This is a genomic window from Nocardia nova NBRC 15556 (assembly GCF_001613005.1).
GTDB classification, from domain to species: Bacteria; Actinomycetota; Actinomycetes; order Mycobacteriales; family Mycobacteriaceae; genus Nocardia; species Nocardia nova.
In genome coordinates, this window is the sequence record NZ_BDBN01000049.1 from 14557 (window position 1) to 32937 (window position 18381).

Here is an 18381-nt window from a genome sequence, read left to right on the forward strand (position 1 = left end):
CGACCCATGCAGCGCATCATCGGAATCGAGGTCGAGTACGGCATCTCGACACCGACGGAACCCTCGGCGAACCCGATTCTCACGTCCACCCAGGCGGTGCTGGCCTACGCGGCGGCCGAGGGCGTACCCCGGGCCAAGCGCACGCGCTGGGACTACGAGGTGGAATCGCCGCTGCGCGATGCCCGCGGCTTCGATCTGGGCCGGCTCAACGGGCCGGCGCCGGTGATCGACGCCGACGAGGTCGGCGCGGCGAACATGATCCTCACCAACGGCGCCCGCCTCTACGTCGACCACGCCCACCCCGAATATTCGGCCCCGGAGGTCGTGGATCCGCTGGACGCGGTGATCTGGGACAAGGCCGGCGAGCGGGTCATGGAGGCCGCCGCCCGCTACGCCTCCAGCGTGCCGGGTGCGCCGCGCATGCAGCTGTACAAGAACAACGTCGACGGTAAGGGCGCCTCCTACGGCACCCACGAGAACTATCTGATGAACCGCGATACGCCGTTCAATCAGATCATCGTCGGCCTGACGCCGTTCTTCGTCTCCCGGCAGGTCGTCACCGGCTCGGGGCGGGTCGGCATCGGGCAGTCCGGCGACCATGCCGGATTCCAGCTGTCGCAGCGTTCGGACTACATCGAGGTCGAGGTGGGCCTGGAGACCACCCTCAAGCGCGGCATCATCAACACCCGCGACGAACCGCACGCCGACGCCGACAAGTACCGCCGCCTGCACGTGATCATCGGCGACGCCAACCTGGCCGAATGGTCGACCTACCTCAAGGTCGGCACCACCGCGCTGGTGCTGGATCTGATCGAGGCCGGCGAGGATCTGTCGGATCTGCAACTGGCCCGTCCGGTCACCGCCGTGCACACCATCAGCCACGACCCGAGCCTGCGCGCCACGGTCGCGCTGGTGGACGGCCGCGAACTGACCGGCCTTGCGCTGCAACGGATCTACCTCGACCGGGTGGAGAAGTTCCACGACCGCGAGGGCACCGACGACGCGCGCGTCACCGATGTGCTGGAGAAGTGGGCGCACGTGCTCGACCTGCTCGAACGCGACCCCATGGACTGCGCGCACCTGCTCGACTGGCCGGCCAAGCTGCGCCTGCTCGAGGGTATGCGCAGCCGCGAGGGCCTGGGCTGGGCGGCGCCGAAGCTGCATCTGATGGATCTGCAGTACTCCGATGTGCGCCTGGACAAGGGCCTCTACAACCGCCTGGTGGCGCGCGGTTCGATGGAGCGGCTGGTCTCCGAACAGCAGGTCACCGACGCGATGACCAACCCGCCGACCGACACCCGCGCCTACTTCCGGGGCGAATGCCTGCGCCGCTTCGGCGCCGATATCGCCGCGGCGAGCTGGGATTCGGTGATCTTCGACCTGGGCGGCGACTCGCTGGTCCGCATTCCCACCCTGGAGCCGCGCCGCGGGACGAAATCCCACGTCGGCAAGTTGCTCGAGGGCGCCGGTACGGCCGCCGAACTGGTCAAGCAGCTCACTTCCTGACCGTACGGCCGGGCCGCCGGCGGTGCGTTCGTGCCGGGGTGGCACGGCGTGCTGTGACGTTGCGGCGGGGGCACATTGCGATGTAATCCGGCATGTTGTCACCGTCGCTGGGTAGTGTTGAGGGACGAGCATCGGAGGTTTCCGATGCTCGCCGATGATCAGTACAGAGGAGGTCGGCTGCTATGGCACAAGAGCAGACCAAGCGCGCCGGTGGTGGCGACGAGGACGACGACGCGGCCGGTGTCGAGGCCGCGGGACAGGAGCGCCGCGAAAAGCTGGCCGAGGAGACCGACGACCTGCTCGACGAGATCGACGACGTGCTCGAGGAGAACGCGGAGGACTTCGTGCGTGCCTACGTCCAGAAAGGCGGCCAGTGACATCAGGTGACCCCTTGCGGCTCCACATGGGGTACGCCCTCTCGTCATTCTCCGAATATCTGCGGGAAAACGCGCCGGAACTGTTGCCGGGCAACGGTTTCGGGCGCGCGTCCGGGGGCAACGGCTCGGCCGGGGACCTGGCGCCGCACGGCACCACCATCGTCGCGGTGACCTACCGCGGCGGTGTGCTGATCGCCGGCGACCGCCGGGCCACCCAGGGCAACCTGCTGGCCAGCCGCGATATGGAGAAGGTGTACATCACCGACACCTTCTCCGCGGCCGGTATCGCCGGTACCGCGGGCGTGGCGGTCGAGATGATCCGCCTGTTCGCGGTGGAGCTGGAGTACTACGAGAAGATCGAAGGCGTGCCGCTGACCTTCGACGGTAAGGCCAACAAGCTGTCGAAGATGGTCCGCGACAATCTGCCCGCGGCACTGCAGGGCCTGGCGGTGGTGCCGATTCTGGTCGGTTACGACCTCGAGGCCACCGATCCGGCGCGGGCCGGCCGTATCGTGTCCTACGACGTGGTCGGCGGCCGCAGCGAAGAGCGCTTCGGCTACACCGCCACCGGCTCGGGCTCGATGTTCGCCAAGTCGTCGTTGAAGAAGACCTACAGCCGCGATATGGACGAGGACCGCGCCCTGCGCATCGCCGTCGAATCGCTGCTGGACGCCTCCGACGACGACACCGCCACCGGCGGCCCGGATCTGCAGCGTGGCATCTTCCCGACGGCGATCGTCATCAATGCCGAAGGGGCGCTGGAGGTTTCGGACGAGCGGCTCGAGCAGATCGCGCGCTCGATCGTCGACGAGCGGGTGGCCGAAGAAGGGAGTGCGCGTCCATGACACTGCCGTACTACGCGTCGGCCGAACAGATCATGCGCGACAAGACCGAACTTGCGCGCAAAGGCATCGCCCGGGGACGCAGTGTCGTGGTGCTGGTGTACGACAAGGGTGTGCTGTTCGTCGCCGAGAACCCCTCGGCGACGCTGCACAAGGTGAGTGAACTGTACGACCGCATCGGATTCGCCGCGGTCGGCAAGTACAACGAGTTCGAAAGTTTGCGTCGTGGTGGGATCCTGCAGGCCGACCTGCGTGGATACCAGTACGACCGGCGGGATGTGACCGGGCGGGCGCTGGCGAACATGTACGCGTCCACCCTCGGCACGATCTTCACCGACCAACTCAAGCCCTATGAGGTCGAGATCTGCATCGGTGAGGTCGGCTATCCGGAGCAGGAGTCGAATTCGGTCCTGTACCGGATCAACTTCGACGGCTCCATCGTCGACGAGCGCGACTTCGTGGTGATGGGCGGCAATACCGACCCGATCAGCACCGCGCTCAAGGACACCTTCCAGCCGGGCCTGGAATTGCGGGCCGCGATCCGCACCGCCGTGGACGCCCTGCAGAAGGGTTCGCCGGACAACAGCGACAAGGACAAGCGCGGTATCGCGGTGTCCTCGCTGGAGGTGGCGACCCTGGAGCAGGCCCGCCCGCGCCGGGCCTTCCGCCGCATTCCGCACGCCATGCTGGAGACGCTGCTGTCCGTCGACGGTGCGGCGAGTGCGGACGAGGAGAACGCCGAACCGGAGACACCCTCCGCCGGCGACCCCTCCAACCCGTAGCGCTGGTAGCGGCTTCGAACGCGACGCCCGGCCCGGTCCTCCACGCGGAGGACCGGGCCGGGCGTCGTCGTGCTCCGGTAGTGGGACACCGACGCGAACATATGCTCCGACCTGCGGATTTGTGGCGGCCGCGAGGTCGGTCGCCCACTGTGGACGCACAGCAGGGGCGCGGCCCGGGTCCTGGACGACGAGGTCCAGAGGCCACCAACGCCGTGCGGCCGGCGCCGGCGCCGTCGGACCCCGCCCATATTGTTGTGAACCCGTATGCAACCGCTTGCTCGCACAGCCACTTTCGCCGTTCGCTTTGCCGTAATGTCGATGGTGTGCAGCGACGAATTATGGGGATCGAGACCGAGTTCGGGGTGACGTGCACGTTCCACGGTCACCGTCGGTTGAGTCCTGACGAGGTGGCCCGGTATCTGTTCCGCCGGGTGGTGTCCTGGGGCCGTAGTTCGAACGTATTTCTCCGCAACGGAGCGCGGCTCTATCTCGATGTCGGTTCCCATCCGGAGTATGCGACGGCCGAATGTGACTCGCTGGTTCAGCTGGTCACCCACGATCGCGCGGGTGAGCGGGTGCTCGAGGAGTTGCTGATCGATGCCGAGCAGCGCTTGGCGGAGGAGGGGATCGGCGGTGACATCTATCTGTTCAAGAACAACACCGATTCGGCGGGCAACTCCTACGGCTGCCACGAGAACTTCCTCGTGGTGCGGGCCGGCGAGTTCTCCCGGATCTCGGATGTGCTGTTGCCGTTCCTGGTGACCAGGCAGCTGATCTGCGGTGCCGGAAAGATCCTGCAGACGCCGAAGGCGGCCACGTTCTGCCTGTCGCAGCGGGCCGAGCACATCTGGGAGGGGGTGTCGTCGGCGACCACGCGGTCGCGGCCGATCATCAACACTCGTGACGAGCCGCATGCCGACGCGGAGAAGTACCGCCGCCTGCATGTGATCGTCGGCGACTCGAATATGGCCGAACCCACCACCATGCTGAAGGTGGGCACCGCGGCGCTGGTGCTGGAGATGATCGAGGCCGGGGTGTCGTTCCGCGATTTCGCGCTCGACAATCCGATCCGCGCGATTCGCGAGGTCAGCCACGATCTGACCGGCCGGCGTCCGGTGCGACTGGCGGGTGGCCGCCAGGCCAGCGCGCTCGACATCCAGCGTGAGTACTACGCCCGCGCGGTCGAGCATCTGCGCAATCGCGAGCGCGATCCGCAGGTGGACGCCGTGGTGGACCTGTGGGGCCGCACGCTCGACGCGGTCGAGGCGCAGGATTTCGCGAAGGTCGACACCGAGATCGACTGGGTGATCAAGCGCAAGCTGTTCCAGCGCTACCAGGACCGGTACTCGATGGAGCTGTCGGATCCGAAGATCGCCCAGCTGGATCTGGCCTATCACGACATCAAGCGCGGTCGCGGGGTGTTCGATCTGCTGCAGCGCAAGGGTCTGGTCAAGCGGGTCACCGAGGATGAGGCGGTGGACGCGGCGGTGACGACTCCGCCGCAGACGACGCGGGCCAAACTGCGCGGTGATTTCATCACCGCCGCGCAGGAGGCGGGCCGCGATTTCACCGTCGACTGGGTGCATCTGAAGCTGAACGATCAGGCGCAGCGCACGGTCTTGTGCAAGGACCCGTTCCGGTCCGTGGACGAGCGTGTGGATCGGTTGATCGCCTCGATGTGAGGTTGTCGGCCCCGCGGTGGTCCGCGGGGCCGGTCGATCCGGATTCCGGCGGCGATATCCCGGCGCGGATCGGTGCGGTGGTGCACCGTCGTTCCGGGAGTCCGATTACTCTGTGTCGGGTGGCGATTTCCAAGGTCGAGCGGCTGATGAATCTGGTGATCGCGCTGCTGTCGACCCGGCAGTTCCTGACCGCGGAACGCATTCGCGACAGCGTCGCCGGCTACGAGGAGTCGGCCAGCGACGAAGCGTTCAGCCGGATGTTCGAGCGCGACAAGAACGAACTGCGGGATCTGGGGATCCCGCTGGAGGTCGGCCCGGTGGGCCGATTCTCCGGGCAGGAGGGGTATCGCATCAATCGCGATGCCTACGAACTGCCCGATATCGACCTGACCAGCGCGGAAGCGGCGGCGGTCGCGGTGGCGGTGCAGTTGTGGGAGTCCCCGGAGCTGGCCAGTGCCGCGGAGAGCGCGGTGCTCAAGTTGCGGGCCGCCGGTGTGCACGTCGACGCGGACGCGGCCTCGGCGTCGGTGCCCGCGGTACCGGCGCGCACGCGCGGGTCGGAAGCCGCGCTGGGCAAACTGCTGGCGGCCATCGATGCGGGGCGGGCGGTGCGATTCGAGCATCGGGTCACCCACAACGCGCCCTACACCACGCGCGATGTGGAGCCCTGGGGTGTGGTGACCCGGCACGGGCGCTGGTATCTGGTCGGTCACGACCGCGACCGGGATGCGGTGCGGACCTTCCGGCTGTCGCGGATCGGAGCCGACGTGGAGGTGTACGGGCCCGAGAACGCCGTGCACAAACCGGCGGATGTGGATCTGCGCCGGATCGTGGCGCAGGTGACGGGTGCGGCGCCGGTGAGCGGATCGGCGACCGTGTGGGTTGCGCAGGGCCGCGGCCAGGAGATCCGCCGGCTGGGCGTGGTGATCGCCGAGGAGACGGTCGCCGGTCGCCCGGGTTCGGTGGTGGAGGTGCCGGTGCGGTCGCGGGACTGGCTGGCGCGGCTGATCACCGGTCTCGGCCCGGATGCGCTGGTACTGGCCCCGGAGGATCTGCGGGCCGATGTGATCGCGCGGCTGCGGTCGGTACTGGAACGGACGGAGGTGTCGGCATGAGACGCGCGAGCGTCGCGACGGCCCGGGCGGGGGTGCGGCGATGAGCAGCCGATTGTCGACGCGGCTGTCCCGGCTGCTGAATATGGTTCCGTACTTCCTCGCGAATCCGGGGATCAGTGCGCCCGAGGCGGCCGCGGAACTCGGTGTCAGCACCAAACAGCTGATGAGCGACCTCAATCAGCTCTGGATGTGCGGACTGCCCGGCTACGGTCCCGGTGATCTGATCGATCTGTCGTTCTCCGAGGAGAGCATCGAGGTCACCTTCTCCGCCGGTATCGAGCGGCCGCTGCGGCTGACCTCGATCGAGGCGACGGCGCTGCTGGTGGCTCTGCGGTCGATCGCGGATCTGCCGGGCATGGTCGATCCCACGGCCGCCCGGTCGGCCACCGCCAAGATCGAATCCGCCATTTCCGGCGAGGCGGGGCATCGCAGCGAACCCGACACCGCCGAACCGGCCGAGGCGCCGGCGGTGACCACCGTGCGGTCCGCGCTGGCCGACGGGCGTGCGCTGCGGCTGGTGTACTACTCGGCGAGCCGGGATGTGGTGTCCGAACGCGTCGTCGATCCGATCCGAATCGTGCTGGTGGACAACAACTCCTACCTGCAGGCGTGGTGCCGGCAGGCCGAGGGGGTGCGGCTGTTTCGGTTCGACCGGATCGAGGAGGCCACCGAACTCGAGGAGGCGGCGAACCCGCCCAGCCACGCCACCGAGGAGTCCGCGGGTCTCGACCTGTTCTCCGACGATCCGGCAGTCGCGTTGGCGCGCTTGCGGATTCGTGCCGACTACGGGTGGGTGCTGGACCAGTATCCGATGCATCCGGTGGTGGTGCACCCCGACGGCAGCGTCGAGGCCACCATGCGGTTCGCCACGCTGGGCTGGATCGCGCGACTGCTGCTCGGCTTCGGTTCGGGTGTCACCGTGCTGGGACCGCCCGAGCTGGTGAGCGCGGTGCGGGAACGTTCGGCCGCGGCGCTGGCCGCCTACGACCACGTCGGCGATCTCGGATACGACCGGAACATGGTCGAGGAGGTCGGGCCCGCGTGACGTTCCGGGTGACGGTGCTCGGCGCCGGAAGCATCGGTCTGTTCGTCGGTGGCAAGCTCGCCGCTGCCGGTGCCGAGGTGAGTTTCGTCGGCCGCCCGCGGCTGCTGGACGAGATCGGCGCCCACGGATTGCGGCTGACCGATCTGGACGGCGGCGACGACCGCGTCGCGGCGAGCGGTTTCCGCACCGAGACCGAACCGGACAGTGCGGCCACCGCCGATCTGGTGCTGGTCACCGTGAAATCGGCGCAGACCGCCCAGGCGGCGGCGCAGCTGCGCGATCGGGTGCGCGCGGACACCGTGGTGATCAGCCTGCAGAACGGCATCGGCAACGATGCGGCGATCCGGGAGGTGCTGCCCACGGCGGTGGTCTCGGCGGGCATGGTGATGTTCAATGTCGTCCACAGCGGCCCCGGCCATTTCCATCGCGGGACCGACGGCACCGTGGCGGTGTCCGACGATCCGGCGCTGTCGCGATTCGCGCCGCTGTTCGAGCGGGCCGGACTGCCCCTGGACCGCCATTCCGATCTGCGCCCGGTGCAATGGGCCAAACTGTTGCTCAACCTCAACAACGCGATCAACGCGCTGTCGGGCCGCCCGCTGCGCGAGGAACTGGCCACCCGCGACTACCGGCGCTGCCTGGCGCTGGCCCAGAACGAGGCACTCGCGGTGATGCGGCGGGCCCGGATCCGTCCCGCGCGGTTGACCGTCCTGCCGCCGCGCGTGATGGCCCGCATGCTGACCGTTCCCGATGCCGTCTTCGAGCGGGTGGCCGGACGGGTGCTCGCGGTGGACCCGTTGGCGCGCTCGTCGATGGCCGACGATCTGGCCCTGGGCCGGCGCACCGAAATAGATTGGCTCTGTGGGGAGATCGTCGAGCTGGGCCGGATGGTGGCCGTGCCTACCCCGGTGAACGCGCGGCTGGTCGCCTTGATCCGGGCCGCCGAGAGCGGCGACGAACGACGCTGGAGCGGCCCGGACCTGCTCGCGGAGCTGCGCGGGGCCGCGACCGCAGCGGCACCGGGACCGGTGTCGCGCTGAACCCGCGCCGGCATCCGGCCGTTCCACGGGTGACGACGCGCGTAGTCGTCGGATCGGGGTCCGGTAGCATCGGACATACCACAGTCTTGGGAGGTTTTCGATGGGTTCATTGAGCCCGACGCACTGGCTCATCATTGCGTTGGTGATCCTGCTGCTGTTCGGCGCCAAGCGGCTGCCCGACGCCGCCCGGGGTCTCGGACGTTCCTTGCGCATCTTCAAGAGCGAGATGAGCGAGATGCATTCCGAGGGCTCGGCGAACGCGGGTTCTGCGAACACGGGGTCGGCGAACGCGTCCGGCACCGCGCAGCAGTCGGCGCCCGCGGCCGAACTGCCGCCTGCCCAGCCGGTGAATCCGGCCCCGCAGGCCGACAAGGATCGTCACACGGCCTGATCCGGTCCGTCTCGAGGCCGTCACCCCGGCAACGCCCGCGGGGTGGCGGTGCGATGGCGGTTGGGCGTTTCATCCGGATCCGGCCAGGTGATCAGCGAGGCAGTCACATCCATGCGCATTCCGTTCGACCCCCGCCGTAGCCGGCGCAGGACGAATCCCGACGGCACCATGTCGTTGGTCGAACATCTGCAAGAGTTGCGTTCGCGACTGTTGAAGTCGTTGCTGGCGGTGGCGCTGACCACGATCCTCGGATTCCTCTGGTACTCGCACTCCTTCCTGGGCATCGAGAGCCTGGGTGATCTGCTGCGCGGCCCGTACTGTTCGCTGCCGCCGGAACATCGTGCGCAACTGACCACCGACGGCACCTGCCGGCTGCTGGCCACCGCACCGTTCGAACAGTTCATGCTGCGGTTCAAGGTCGCCTTCACCGCGGGTGTGGTGATGGCCTGCCCGATCTGGCTGTACCAGCTGTGGGCGTTCGTCACGCCCGGCCTCTACGCCAAGGAGCGCAAGTACGCGATCAGCTTCGTCGCCTCCGGCGTGGTGCTGTTCGTCACCGGCGCGGTGCTCGCGTACTGGGTGGTGGCGCACGCGCTGAGCTTCCTGATGGGAATCGGCAGCAATGTGCAGATCACCGCGCTGAGCGGTAGTCAGTACTTCGGATTCATCATCAAGCTGCTGATCATCTTCGGCGTCAGCTTCGAGACGCCGCTGCTGATCATCGGGCTGAACATGGTGGGCGTGCTGACCTACGAGCGGCTCAAGAAGTGGCGCCGCGGCATGATCTTCGGGCTGTTCGTCTTCGCCGCGATCGTCACCCCGCAGGATCCCTTCTCGATGCTGGCGCTGGCCGCCGCGCTCACCGTGTTGTTCGAGGTGGCCGTGCAGATCGCCCGGCTCAACGACGGACGCCGCGCGCGCCGGGGCGACAACTGGGGCGCGCTGTCCGACGACGAGGCCTCCCCGCTGGCCGGACCCGACGATCTGGACGGTGTGAGCCCGGTGGAGCCCGCCCGCCCGGTGACGGCGACCGGACCGGTCTCGGCCGAGCCCGCGCCGAAAACTCCGCGCCCGGTGTCGGACTACTCCGATACCCTCTGAGCGTGGGACAACCGTCGCTGACTGGCGAACTCGCGGCATTCGCCGCCGACCTGAAATTCTCCCTGGACCCGTTCCAACAGCAGGCCTGCGCGGCGCTGGAGAACGGGCACAGTGTGCTGGTGTGCGCGCCGACCGGCGCCGGTAAGACCGTCGTCGGGGAATTCGCCGTGCACCTGGCCCGCGCGGCCGGTGGCAAGTGCTTCTACACCACCCCGATCAAGGCGCTGTCGAATCAGAAGTACGCCGATCTGGTGGATCGCTACGGCCGCGACGCGGTCGGACTGCTGACCGGTGATCAGTCGATCAATCCGGACGCCCGGGTCGTGGTCATGACCACCGAAGTGCTGCGCAACATGCTCTACGCGGGTTCGGACGCGCTGCACGCGCTGTCGTTCGTCGTCATGGACGAGGTGCACTATCTGGCCGACCGATTCCGCGGCGCGGTGTGGGAAGAGGTCATCCTGCATCTGCCGCCGGAGGTGCGGCTGGTGAGCCTGTCGGCGACGGTCAGCAACGCCGAGGAGTTCGGCGCGTGGATGGAGACCGTGCGGGGCGATACCGCGGTCATCGTCGACGAGACGCGGCCGGTGCCGCTGTGGCAGCACGTCATGGTCGGGCGGCGGCTGTTCGATCTGTTCGATACGAAGTCCAGCGATCAGAAAATCCTCGTCGACGAGGATCTGGTTCGCTACATCAAACATCGCGAGACTGCCGACCGGATGAACGGCTGGTCCGGTCCGCGCCACCGCGGTGGTCCGCGCCGCGACTTCCGGCCGCTGCCGCGCCCGGAGATGCTCGCCCGCCTCGACGAGGAAGGGCTGCTGCCGGCGATCACGTTCATCTTCAGCCGGGCCGGCTGCGACGGCGCCCTCGCCCAGTGCCTGCGCTCGCGCCTGGATCTGAGCCGTCCCGAGGAGGCGGCGGAGATCGAGGCGGTGATCGAACGCCATACCGGTGATCTGCCGCGCGCCGACCTCGATGTGCTCGGCTACTGGGAATGGCGGGAGGCGCTCTTCCGCGGCCTGGCCGCCCATCACGCCGGCATGCTGCCCGCCTTCCGGCACACCGTGGAGGAATTGTTCGTCCGCGGGTTGGTGCGGGCCGTATTCGCCACGGAGACACTGGCTCTCGGCATCAATATGCCGGCGCGCACGGTGGTGCTGGAACGGCTGGTGAAGTTCAACGGCGAAACCCATGCCGAGCTGACTCCCGGCGAGTACACGCAGCTGACCGGCCGAGCCGGGCGGCGCGGCATCGACATCGAAGGCCACGCGGTGGTGATGTGGCACCCCGATGTCGACACCAGCGCCGTCGCGGGCCTGGCCTCGACCCGCACCTATCCGCTGCGCAGCTCCTTCCGGCCCGGTTACAACATGTCGATCAACCTGATCGACCGGATGGGCGCCGCGCAGTCGCGAGAGCTGCTGGAGCGCTCGTTCGCGCAGTTCCAGGCCGATCGCTCGGTGGTGGGCCTGGTCCGCGGTATCGAGCGCAACGAGGCGCAGGTGCGCAAGCTGCGTTCGCAGATCAGTGACGACGGATTCCTCGAGTATCTGTCGCTGCGGGAGCGGATCAAACAGCGCGAACGCGAACTGGAACGGCAGGGCCGCGCCGACCGGCGCGGGGCGGCGGTCGAGTCGCTGACCTCGCTGCGCCGCGGTGACGTGGTGGCCATCCCGACCGGGCGCCGCCAGGGTCTCGCGGTGATCCTGGAACCGGACGCGAGTCCGGGCGATCCGCGGCCGCTGGTGCTGACTGCCGACACCTGGGCCGGTCGCGTCTCGGCCGCCGACTTCCCGACCCCCGCTCAGCCGCTGGGCCGGATGCGGCTGCCGCGCCACGTCGACCACCGCACCGCGCGGGCGCGCCGTGATCTGGCCTCGGCGTTGCGCAGCACCGGGATCGCCGTACCCGGGCGGGGCCGGCGCGGTGGTCGTGCCCGCGCGGCCGACGATCGGGAACTGGCGACGCTGCGGCGGGCGCTGCGCGCTCATCCCGCCCACTCCCGGCCCGACCGGGAGCAGCTGGCCCGGCTGGGGGAGCGCTACAACCGGCTCGAGCGCGAGACCGAGTCGATGCGCCAGAAGGTCGCTGCGACAACGAATTCGCTCGCACGCACCTTCGATCGGATCGTCGCGCTGCTGAGTGAGCGCGGCTATGTCGACGGCGGGGAGGTCACCGCCGACGGGCGGCGGCTCGCCCGGATCTACACCGAGGCGGATCTCGTTGTGGCCGAATGTCTTCGGCAGGGGTTGTGGCGCGGGCTCGGTGCCGCCGAACTCGCGGGCGTGGTGTCGGTGCTGGTCTTCGAGTCGCGGCAGGAGGGCGGCTACCTCGGCCCGTCCGGGCCGACCGAGCCGGTGCGGCGCGCGGTCGGCGCCACCATCGGCGTGTGGAGCCAGTTGCGCACCGACGAGGCAAAGCACAAACTGCCGCCGACCCGGGAACCGGATCTGGGCTTCGTCACCGGCATCTACAAATGGGCCCGCGGCGACGGATTGGCCGAATCGTTGCTGGCCAGTGGTGATCAGGGCAGTGCGTTGTCGGCGGGCGACTTCGTGCGCTGGTGCCGGCAGGTGATCGATCTGCTCGACCAGATCCACCAGACCGCCGACGACACCGAAATCGCCGCCACCGCCGCCAAGTCGGTCCGTGCCATCCGGCGTGGCGTTGTGGCGGTGGACGCCGCGTAGCGTGCCGGGCTGTGATTGGATGACTACCGGTACCGACCGTGGTGAGGGCCTGATCACCTCACGCGGGGGGATGTGAGACGACGAGTGCGAGTGGAGGCAGGCACATGAGCGGCCCGTACGGACCGAACGAGACCCCTGGCCCAGGGGAGGGCCACAGCAGCGATCCGACCCAGCAGTGGTCGGGGCAGCCGCAGCCCGGCCAGTCCGGACCGCCGCCGCAATGGGGTGGCCAGCAGCCGCAGCAGCCCCAGTGGGGCCAGCCCGCACCGTCGCAGCAGCAGTGGGCGCCGCAACCGCAACAGCAGCAGCCGCAGCAGCCGCAGTGGGGTGGTCAGAGCCAGCCGTCCTGGCCCCAGCAGCAACCGGCCCAGGCGCAGCCGTGGGAGCCGACCCAGCAGCAGTGGGGACAGCCGCCGCAGCCGTCGCAGCAGCAGTGGGCGCAGCAGCAGCCCACCCAGCAGGGGTGGGCGCCGCAGCCCGACCAGTCGCAGCAGCAGTGGGGGATGCAGGAACCGCAGCTGAGCACCACGCCCGCCAAGAAGTCGAAGAAGGGCCTGCTCTTCGGCGGTATCGGCGTACTGGTCGTGGTGGTCGTCGCCGTGGTCCTCGCCTTCGTCTTCCTGGGCAGCGACAAACTGGACAACAAGGCCGTGCAGGACGGCGTGCAGAAGGTCCTCAAGGATTCCTACGGCATCGACGACGTTCAGAACGTCAGCTGCCCCTCGGGGCAGAAGGTCGAGGTCGGCGGCACGTTCGACTGCACCCTGAAGGTCGGTGGCGAGCAGAAGAAGGTCACCGTCAAGATCACCAAGGACGACGGCACCTACGAGGTCGGCCGGCCCAACTGAGTGCCGTGCGCCCGGAGCCATCGCCGGGCGCCACGTTCTCGTGGCGGTGATGAATGCCGGGTATCAGGCGCTCGCCGCCAAGGCGGCGGTCAGTCGCTTGACGGGGCTCTCGGCGTTGTAGGCGGTGGCCAGCGCGTGCAGCCGGTCCGAATCGGCCGGCTCGGCGGGCAGCAGGTCGGGGCCGGACAGGTCGACCTCGGCGTCGCGGACGACCCGCACGACCGGTGCGGCCGCCTTCAAATACTCTTCGGCCGCAGCGAGTTTCGCGCGTACGCCGCGAGCCAGATCCGATGCCGGGTCGGCGACGGCGGCCACCAGCGCCTCGAGCGAGCCGTAGCGCGAAATCAGCGTGGCGGCGGATTTGTCGCCGATACCGGCGACACCGGGCAGGCCGTCGGAAGCATCGCCGCGCAGTGTCGCCATATCGGCATAGGCCGGGCCCGCATTCTCCTGCGGCACACCGTATTTCGCGGCCACCTCGGCAGGGCCGTACAGTTCTGCCTTGGCCAGCCCGCGGCCCACGTAGAAGACGTGGACGGGTGGCGCGTCGGCGCGCACCACCTGCAGCAGATCGCGGTCACCGCTGACCACGATCACCTCGTTGTCGCGCTCGCGGGTCGCGAGGGTGCCGATCACGTCGTCGGCCTCCAGGCCGGCCGCGCCGGCGGTCGCGATCCCGGCCGCCGCGAGCACCTCGGCGATCATGTCGACCTGCGGAGTGAGGGTGTCGGGCACCTCCTCGGCGCCCGGTTGGGCGTCGGCGCCGGTGTCGAGCCGGTGGGCCTTGTAGGAGGGCACGAGCTCGACGCGGAAGGCCGGGCGCCAATCGAGATCGAGGCACACCACCAGGCGGCCCGGATTGTGCCGGGTGATCAGCGCGGCGATCATATCGGTGAAACCGCGCAGTGCGTTCACCGGCCGGCCGTCGGGCGCGGTGATCTTCTCCGGGATGGCATAGAACGCCCGGAACCACAGGCTGGCGCCGTCGAGCAGCAGCAGTGGCCGGTCACTCGCACTGGAGGTGAGCATGGCGCAGACGCTACCGGGCGGCACCGACAATCGGGCCACGACCCGGTCGCGAACGTCGTGATCGCCCGGACCGTGTCCGGCGCGGCGGGTAACGTCGTATCGCATGAGCGCGCATACGGAGTCACGATTCGGTGCCGAGATCTACGGCAAGCGGCTGGAGCGGGCGGCGGAGCTGACCCGCGCGGCACATCTGGACGCGCTGCTGATCACGCCCGGACCGGATCTGCGATATCTGCTGGGATCGGCCGCGCAATCCTTCGAGCGGCTCACCTGCCTGGTCGTCCCGGCCAGCGGCGAAACCCCGTCGGTGGTCGTGCCGAAGCTGGAGCTCTCCGCGCTGGACGGCTCGGCGGCCGGTGAACTCGGATTGCACATGGTGCCGTGGGTGGACGGCGTGGACCCGTACGGGGTCGTGAAATCGACGCTGAACGCGGGCGCGCGAGTCGCGGTCGACGATGCCATGCCCGCCCTGCATCTGCTTCCGATCGCGGACGCGCTGACGGCACTGCCGGTGTCGGCGACCCCGATCATCCGCGAGTTGCGGATGATCAAGGATGCCGCCGAGATCGATGCCTTGCGCCGCGCGGGTGCGGCCATCGATCGGGTCCATGCCCGGATGGGTGAGTGGTTGCAGCCGGGCCGCACCGAGGCCGAGGTCGCCGCCGACATCACCGCCGCGATCGTCGAGGAGGGACACGACCGCGCCGATTTCGTCATCGTCGGCAGCGGACCCAACGGCGCCAACCCGCACCACAGCCATTCCGACCGGATCATCGAAGCCGGTGACGTGGTGGTCATCGATATCGGCGGCCCCGTCGAACCGGGGTATTTCTCCGATTCCACCCGCACCTACGTGCTGGGGGAGCCCGATCCGGAGATCGCCGAGCGCTACGCCGCACTCGAACGCGCACAGGCCGCCGCGGTGGCTGCCGTGCGACCGGGCGTCACCGCCGAATCGGTCGACGCCGCGGCCCGGAACCTGTTGTCCGAGGCGGGTTTCGGCGAGGCGTTCATTCACCGCACCGGCCACGGCATCGGGCTGTCGGTGCACGAGGAGCCCTACATCGTGGCGGGCAACGAGACCGTGCTGCGGGAGGGGATGGCGTTCAGCATCGAGCCGGGCATCTACTTCGGCGGCGAATGGGGCGCCCGGATCGAGGACATCGTGGTGGTCACCGAAGACGGCGGCGAATCGGTGAACCGGCGTCCGCACGGTCTCACGGTGCTGTGAGGTCGAACGAGTACAGGCACCGCTGAGCCCCGGCGCGGAGAACCCGGCGCGGAGAACTCAGCCGCGCAGGGTGCTGCTCGACAACACCCGCGCGACGCGCACCGCGATGACCACGCGCTGCGGGTTCTCCCGCGGGGTGCGGTAGCGCTCGGCGTAGCGAGCTTCGGCCTCGGCGACTTGATCGCGTTCGGTCCAGACCTCGGCCGGGCCCTCGAGGGTGAGCCAGCGCGGGCCGTCGACCTGGCTCAGCGCGGCGTATCCGCGCCGGTCCGCGTTGCGCGCCTTGATGCTGGGACCGCTGGTGATCACCCGCGCGATGCCGGCCTCGGGATCCCAGGTGAAGCCGACCGCGACCACGTGCGGTGTACCGTCCGCACGCAGCGTGGTGAGCGTGGCCAGATGCCGTTCGGTCACGAATTCCAGCGCGCTGGGAGACAGGTCGATGCGTGCGGCCGCGGTACTCGTCATGGCTGCGACGCTAGCAACCGGCGCCGATGGCAGACTATGCGCCATGGGTGTGCGTGAGGTCGACGACGGGGTGATCGTACTGTTCGGCGGGCGCAGCGAGATGGGACTCGAGGTCGTCCGCCGGATCTGCGCGGACCGCGAGGTCGTGCTCGCGGCGCGCCGCAGCGATCGGCTGGGGGAGGAGGCCGCGATGCTGCGCGCGGCGGGCGCCCGTGCGGTCCATCCGGTGGAGTTCGACGCCGACGACCTGTCCGGCCATCAGCCGCTGCTGGAGAAACTGGCCGCCGACCACGGCCGTATCGGGGTGGCGATCCTGGCCTTCGGGGTACTGGGCGACCAGGCCCGCGCCGAACAGGATCCGGCCGCGGCAGTCGCGATACTGCACACCGACTTCGTCGCGCAGGTGAATCTGCTGACGGTGCTGGCGAATCTGCTGCGCGCCCAGGGCAGCGGGCAGCTGGTGGTGTTCAGTTCGGTCGCCGGGGTGCGGGTGCGGCGGGCCAACTACGTCTACGGATCGGGCAAGGCGGGGCTGGACGGATTCGCCTCGGGACTGTCGGACGCGTTGCACGGCAGTGGCGTTCACCTGTTGCTCGTCCGGCCGGGTTTCGTGATCGGGCGGATGACCGAGGGCATGAGCCCGGCGCCCCTGTCGAGTACACCGCAGCAGGTGGCCGACGCGGTGGTCACCGCCTTGCACGGGCGCGCGGGCGAAGTCTGGGTACCACGCACATTGCGATTCGCCTTCGCTGTGGCCCGATGGGTACCGCGGGCCGTCTGGCGCCGGATGCCCCGCTGATGCGCGAGCTCACCCGCAGCGCGGCAGAACCGCTGCGCCACAAGCACGACAGGGCGGTTGCCCGCGTGCACGGCAGAGGTCGGCGGGTCGGGCCAGTGCCGCGACGGCGTGCGGTGACGATATGACAGGCGAAAAACACACTCTCGCAACGGGAGACACGCAGAACGCACCGGAGAACGATCGCCTCATCGCGGTGGTGGGCATCGGCGCCGACGGCTGGCCGGGGTTGAGCCCGCGCGTGCGTGACGAGATCGCCGCGGCCCAGGTGCTTTTCGGATCGCGCCGCCAGCTGGATCTGATCCCCGCCGACGCGAGCATCGCGCAGCGCCGGGCCTGGCCGACACCGCTGCTGCCCGCGTTGCCGGAACTGCTGGCCGCGCATCGCGGTTCGCGTATCTGCGTACTCGCCAGCGGTGATCCGATGTTCTACGGCATCGGCGTCACGCTGGCGAACCTGCTCGGCCCGCAAGCGATCCGGGTCTACCCGCAGCCGTCCTCGGCCACGCTGGCCTGTGCGCGACTGGGCTGGGCGAGTGCGCACACGCCGGTGGTGAGCATCGTCGGCCGCCCCCTGGAGACGGTTCTGCCGGCTCTCGCCGACGGCCGGCGCTTGCTGGTGCTCAGCGCCGACGAACATTCTCCGGCGCAAGTGGCGGAACTGTTGCGGTGCAACGGTTTCGGTGAATCGCGATTGACCGTGCTGGAGCAGCTCGGTGGTCCCGCCGAGCGGGTCGTCGCCGCCACGGCGGCGCAGTGGTCGCGGCCGCCCGGGGACCCGCTGAACATCGTCGCCGTCGAGGCGGTCCGTGATCCGGCCGCACCCCGGCTCACCCGGCTTCCGGGACTGCCCGATGCCTCCTACGGCGGCGACGGACAGCTGACGAAGGCGGAGGTCCGCACCCTGTCGATCGCCGCGCTCGCCCCCGCGCCCGGCGAATTGCTCTGGGATGTGGGCGGCGGGTCGGGCACCATCGCGATCGAATGGTGCCGAACCCATCCCGACTGCCGCGCAATCACATTCGAGCGCAGTGCCGCGCGGCGCGACCAGATCGCCGCCAATGCCGCGGCGCTCGGAGTGCCCGCGATCGTCGTGCGCGGCGAGGCGCCCGCCGATCTGCCCGCGGCCGGTGATCCGGCGCCGGACGCGATTTTCCTCGGCGGCGGCCTCACTCAGGACGGACTGTTCGCGACATGCTGGGACCGGCTGCGGCCAGGGGGACGGCTGGTCGCCAACGCCGTGACCGCGGAATCCGAGGCGCTGCTGCTGCGCTGGGCCGCGACACACGGCGGTGAACTGCGGAAATTCCAGATCTACCGTGGTGAGCCGCTCGGCGGATTCACGGCCTGGCGCCCGCACCTACCGGTCGCGCAGTGGATCGCAGTCAAGCCGCCCGATCGGTCCGTATCGCCTGAATAGCGAAGCGCGGCGCTG

General features: G+C 69.2%; 17 protein-coding genes. 15 read left to right on the top strand and 2 right to left on the bottom strand.

All coding sequences use genetic code 11. The features are described 5' to 3' along the window. Window positions 1-6: 6 nt before the first annotated feature. From dop to NN2_RS36420, 12 genes are all read left to right on the top strand, one after another. Complete coding sequence (gene dop / locus NN2_RS19970) at window positions 7-1506, top strand: depupylase/deamidase Dop (protein WP_030518124.1); 1500 nt, start codon at window positions 7-9, stop codon at window positions 1504-1506. A gap of 182 nt (window positions 1507-1688) precedes the next feature. Further along, on the top strand, window positions 1689-1883 hold the full coding sequence (locus NN2_RS19975; RefSeq protein ID WP_030518123.1) for a ubiquitin-like protein Pup: 195 nt from the start codon (window positions 1689-1691) through the stop codon (window positions 1881-1883). Window positions 1884-1909: 26 nt separating this feature from the next. After that, window positions 1910-2728, top strand: coding sequence for a proteasome subunit beta (prcB, locus tag NN2_RS19980; protein WP_063015449.1), 819 nt, complete (start codon window positions 1910-1912; stop codon window positions 2726-2728). Continuing rightward, window positions 2725-3507: a proteasome subunit alpha gene (prcA, locus tag NN2_RS19985; protein WP_063015450.1), complete on the top strand. Its 783-nt coding sequence runs from the start codon at window positions 2725-2727 to the stop codon at window positions 3505-3507. The genes prcB and prcA overlap by 4 nt, the downstream gene beginning before the upstream one ends. Window positions 3508-3830: 323 nt before the next feature. After that, window positions 3831-5189 (top strand): Pup--protein ligase, encoded by a 1359-nt coding sequence (gene pafA, locus NN2_RS19990; RefSeq protein ID WP_030518120.1) that lies wholly within the window; start codon window positions 3831-3833, stop codon window positions 5187-5189. Between the two features lie 119 nt (window positions 5190-5308). Next, entirely contained in the window at window positions 5309-6304 is a 996-nt protein-coding gene (locus NN2_RS19995) for a helix-turn-helix transcriptional regulator (protein ID WP_030518119.1), read from the top strand. A gap of 40 nt (window positions 6305-6344) precedes the next feature. Then, on the top strand, window positions 6345-7349 hold the full coding sequence (locus tag NN2_RS20000; protein WP_030518118.1) for a helix-turn-helix transcriptional regulator: 1005 nt from the start codon (window positions 6345-6347) through the stop codon (window positions 7347-7349). Continuing rightward, a complete protein-coding gene (locus tag NN2_RS20005; protein ID WP_063015451.1) occupies window positions 7346-8389 on the top strand; it encodes a 2-dehydropantoate 2-reductase in 1044 nt (347 codons plus the stop codon). The genes NN2_RS20000 and NN2_RS20005 overlap by 4 nt, the downstream gene beginning before the upstream one ends. Before the next feature lie 100 nt (window positions 8390-8489). Next, window positions 8490-8780: a Sec-independent protein translocase subunit TatA gene (gene tatA, locus NN2_RS20010; protein WP_062997181.1), complete on the top strand. Its 291-nt coding sequence runs from the start codon at window positions 8490-8492 to the stop codon at window positions 8778-8780. 111 nt (window positions 8781-8891) lie between these two features. Further along, window positions 8892-9881 carry a twin-arginine translocase subunit TatC gene (gene tatC / locus NN2_RS20015; protein ID WP_063015452.1) on the top strand — a complete coding sequence of 330 codons (990 nt, stop codon included), beginning with the start codon at window positions 8892-8894 and terminating at the stop codon, window positions 9879-9881. Beyond that, window positions 9878-12574, top strand: a complete 2697-nt coding sequence (locus NN2_RS20020; protein ID WP_063015473.1) for a DEAD/DEAH box helicase — start codon at window positions 9878-9880, stop codon at window positions 12572-12574. The genes tatC and NN2_RS20020 overlap by 4 nt, the downstream gene beginning before the upstream one ends. Window positions 12575-12678: 104 nt before the next feature. Next, a complete protein-coding gene (locus tag NN2_RS36420) occupies window positions 12679-13422 on the top strand; it encodes a DUF4333 domain-containing protein (RefSeq protein ID WP_063015453.1) in 744 nt (247 codons plus the stop codon). A gap of 63 nt (window positions 13423-13485) precedes the next feature. On the opposite strand, the gene NN2_RS20030 is transcribed toward NN2_RS36420, so the two are convergent. Further along, window positions 13486-14451 carry a 5'-3' exonuclease gene (locus NN2_RS20030; RefSeq protein WP_063015474.1) on the bottom strand — a complete coding sequence of 322 codons (966 nt, stop codon included), beginning with the start codon at window positions 14449-14451 and terminating at the stop codon, window positions 13486-13488. Between the two features lie 103 nt (window positions 14452-14554). On the opposite strand from NN2_RS20030, the gene NN2_RS20035 reads away from it, so the two are divergent. Beyond that, complete coding sequence (locus NN2_RS20035) at window positions 14555-15682, top strand: M24 family metallopeptidase (RefSeq protein WP_063015454.1); 1128 nt, start codon at window positions 14555-14557, stop codon at window positions 15680-15682. A gap of 57 nt (window positions 15683-15739) precedes the next feature. On the opposite strand, the gene NN2_RS20040 is transcribed toward NN2_RS20035, so the two are convergent. Then, window positions 15740-16150, bottom strand: coding sequence for a TIGR03618 family F420-dependent PPOX class oxidoreductase (locus NN2_RS20040; protein WP_063015455.1), 411 nt, complete (start codon window positions 16148-16150; stop codon window positions 15740-15742). A gap of 43 nt (window positions 16151-16193) precedes the next feature. On the opposite strand from NN2_RS20040, the gene dprE2 reads away from it, so the two are divergent. Both dprE2 and cbiE read left to right on the top strand, forming a co-directional pair. Beyond that, window positions 16194-16949, top strand: coding sequence for a decaprenylphospho-beta-D-erythro-pentofuranosid-2-ulose 2-reductase (dprE2, locus tag NN2_RS20045; RefSeq protein ID WP_174554995.1), 756 nt, complete (start codon window positions 16194-16196; stop codon window positions 16947-16949). Window positions 16950-17070: 121 nt separating this feature from the next. Continuing rightward, the gene (cbiE, locus tag NN2_RS20050) at window positions 17071-18366 is read left to right on the top strand and encodes a precorrin-6y C5,15-methyltransferase (decarboxylating) subunit CbiE (RefSeq protein ID WP_082857124.1); all 1296 of its coding nucleotides are present in this window, start codon (window positions 17071-17073) and stop codon (window positions 18364-18366) included. Window positions 18367-18381 lie beyond the last annotated feature (15 nt).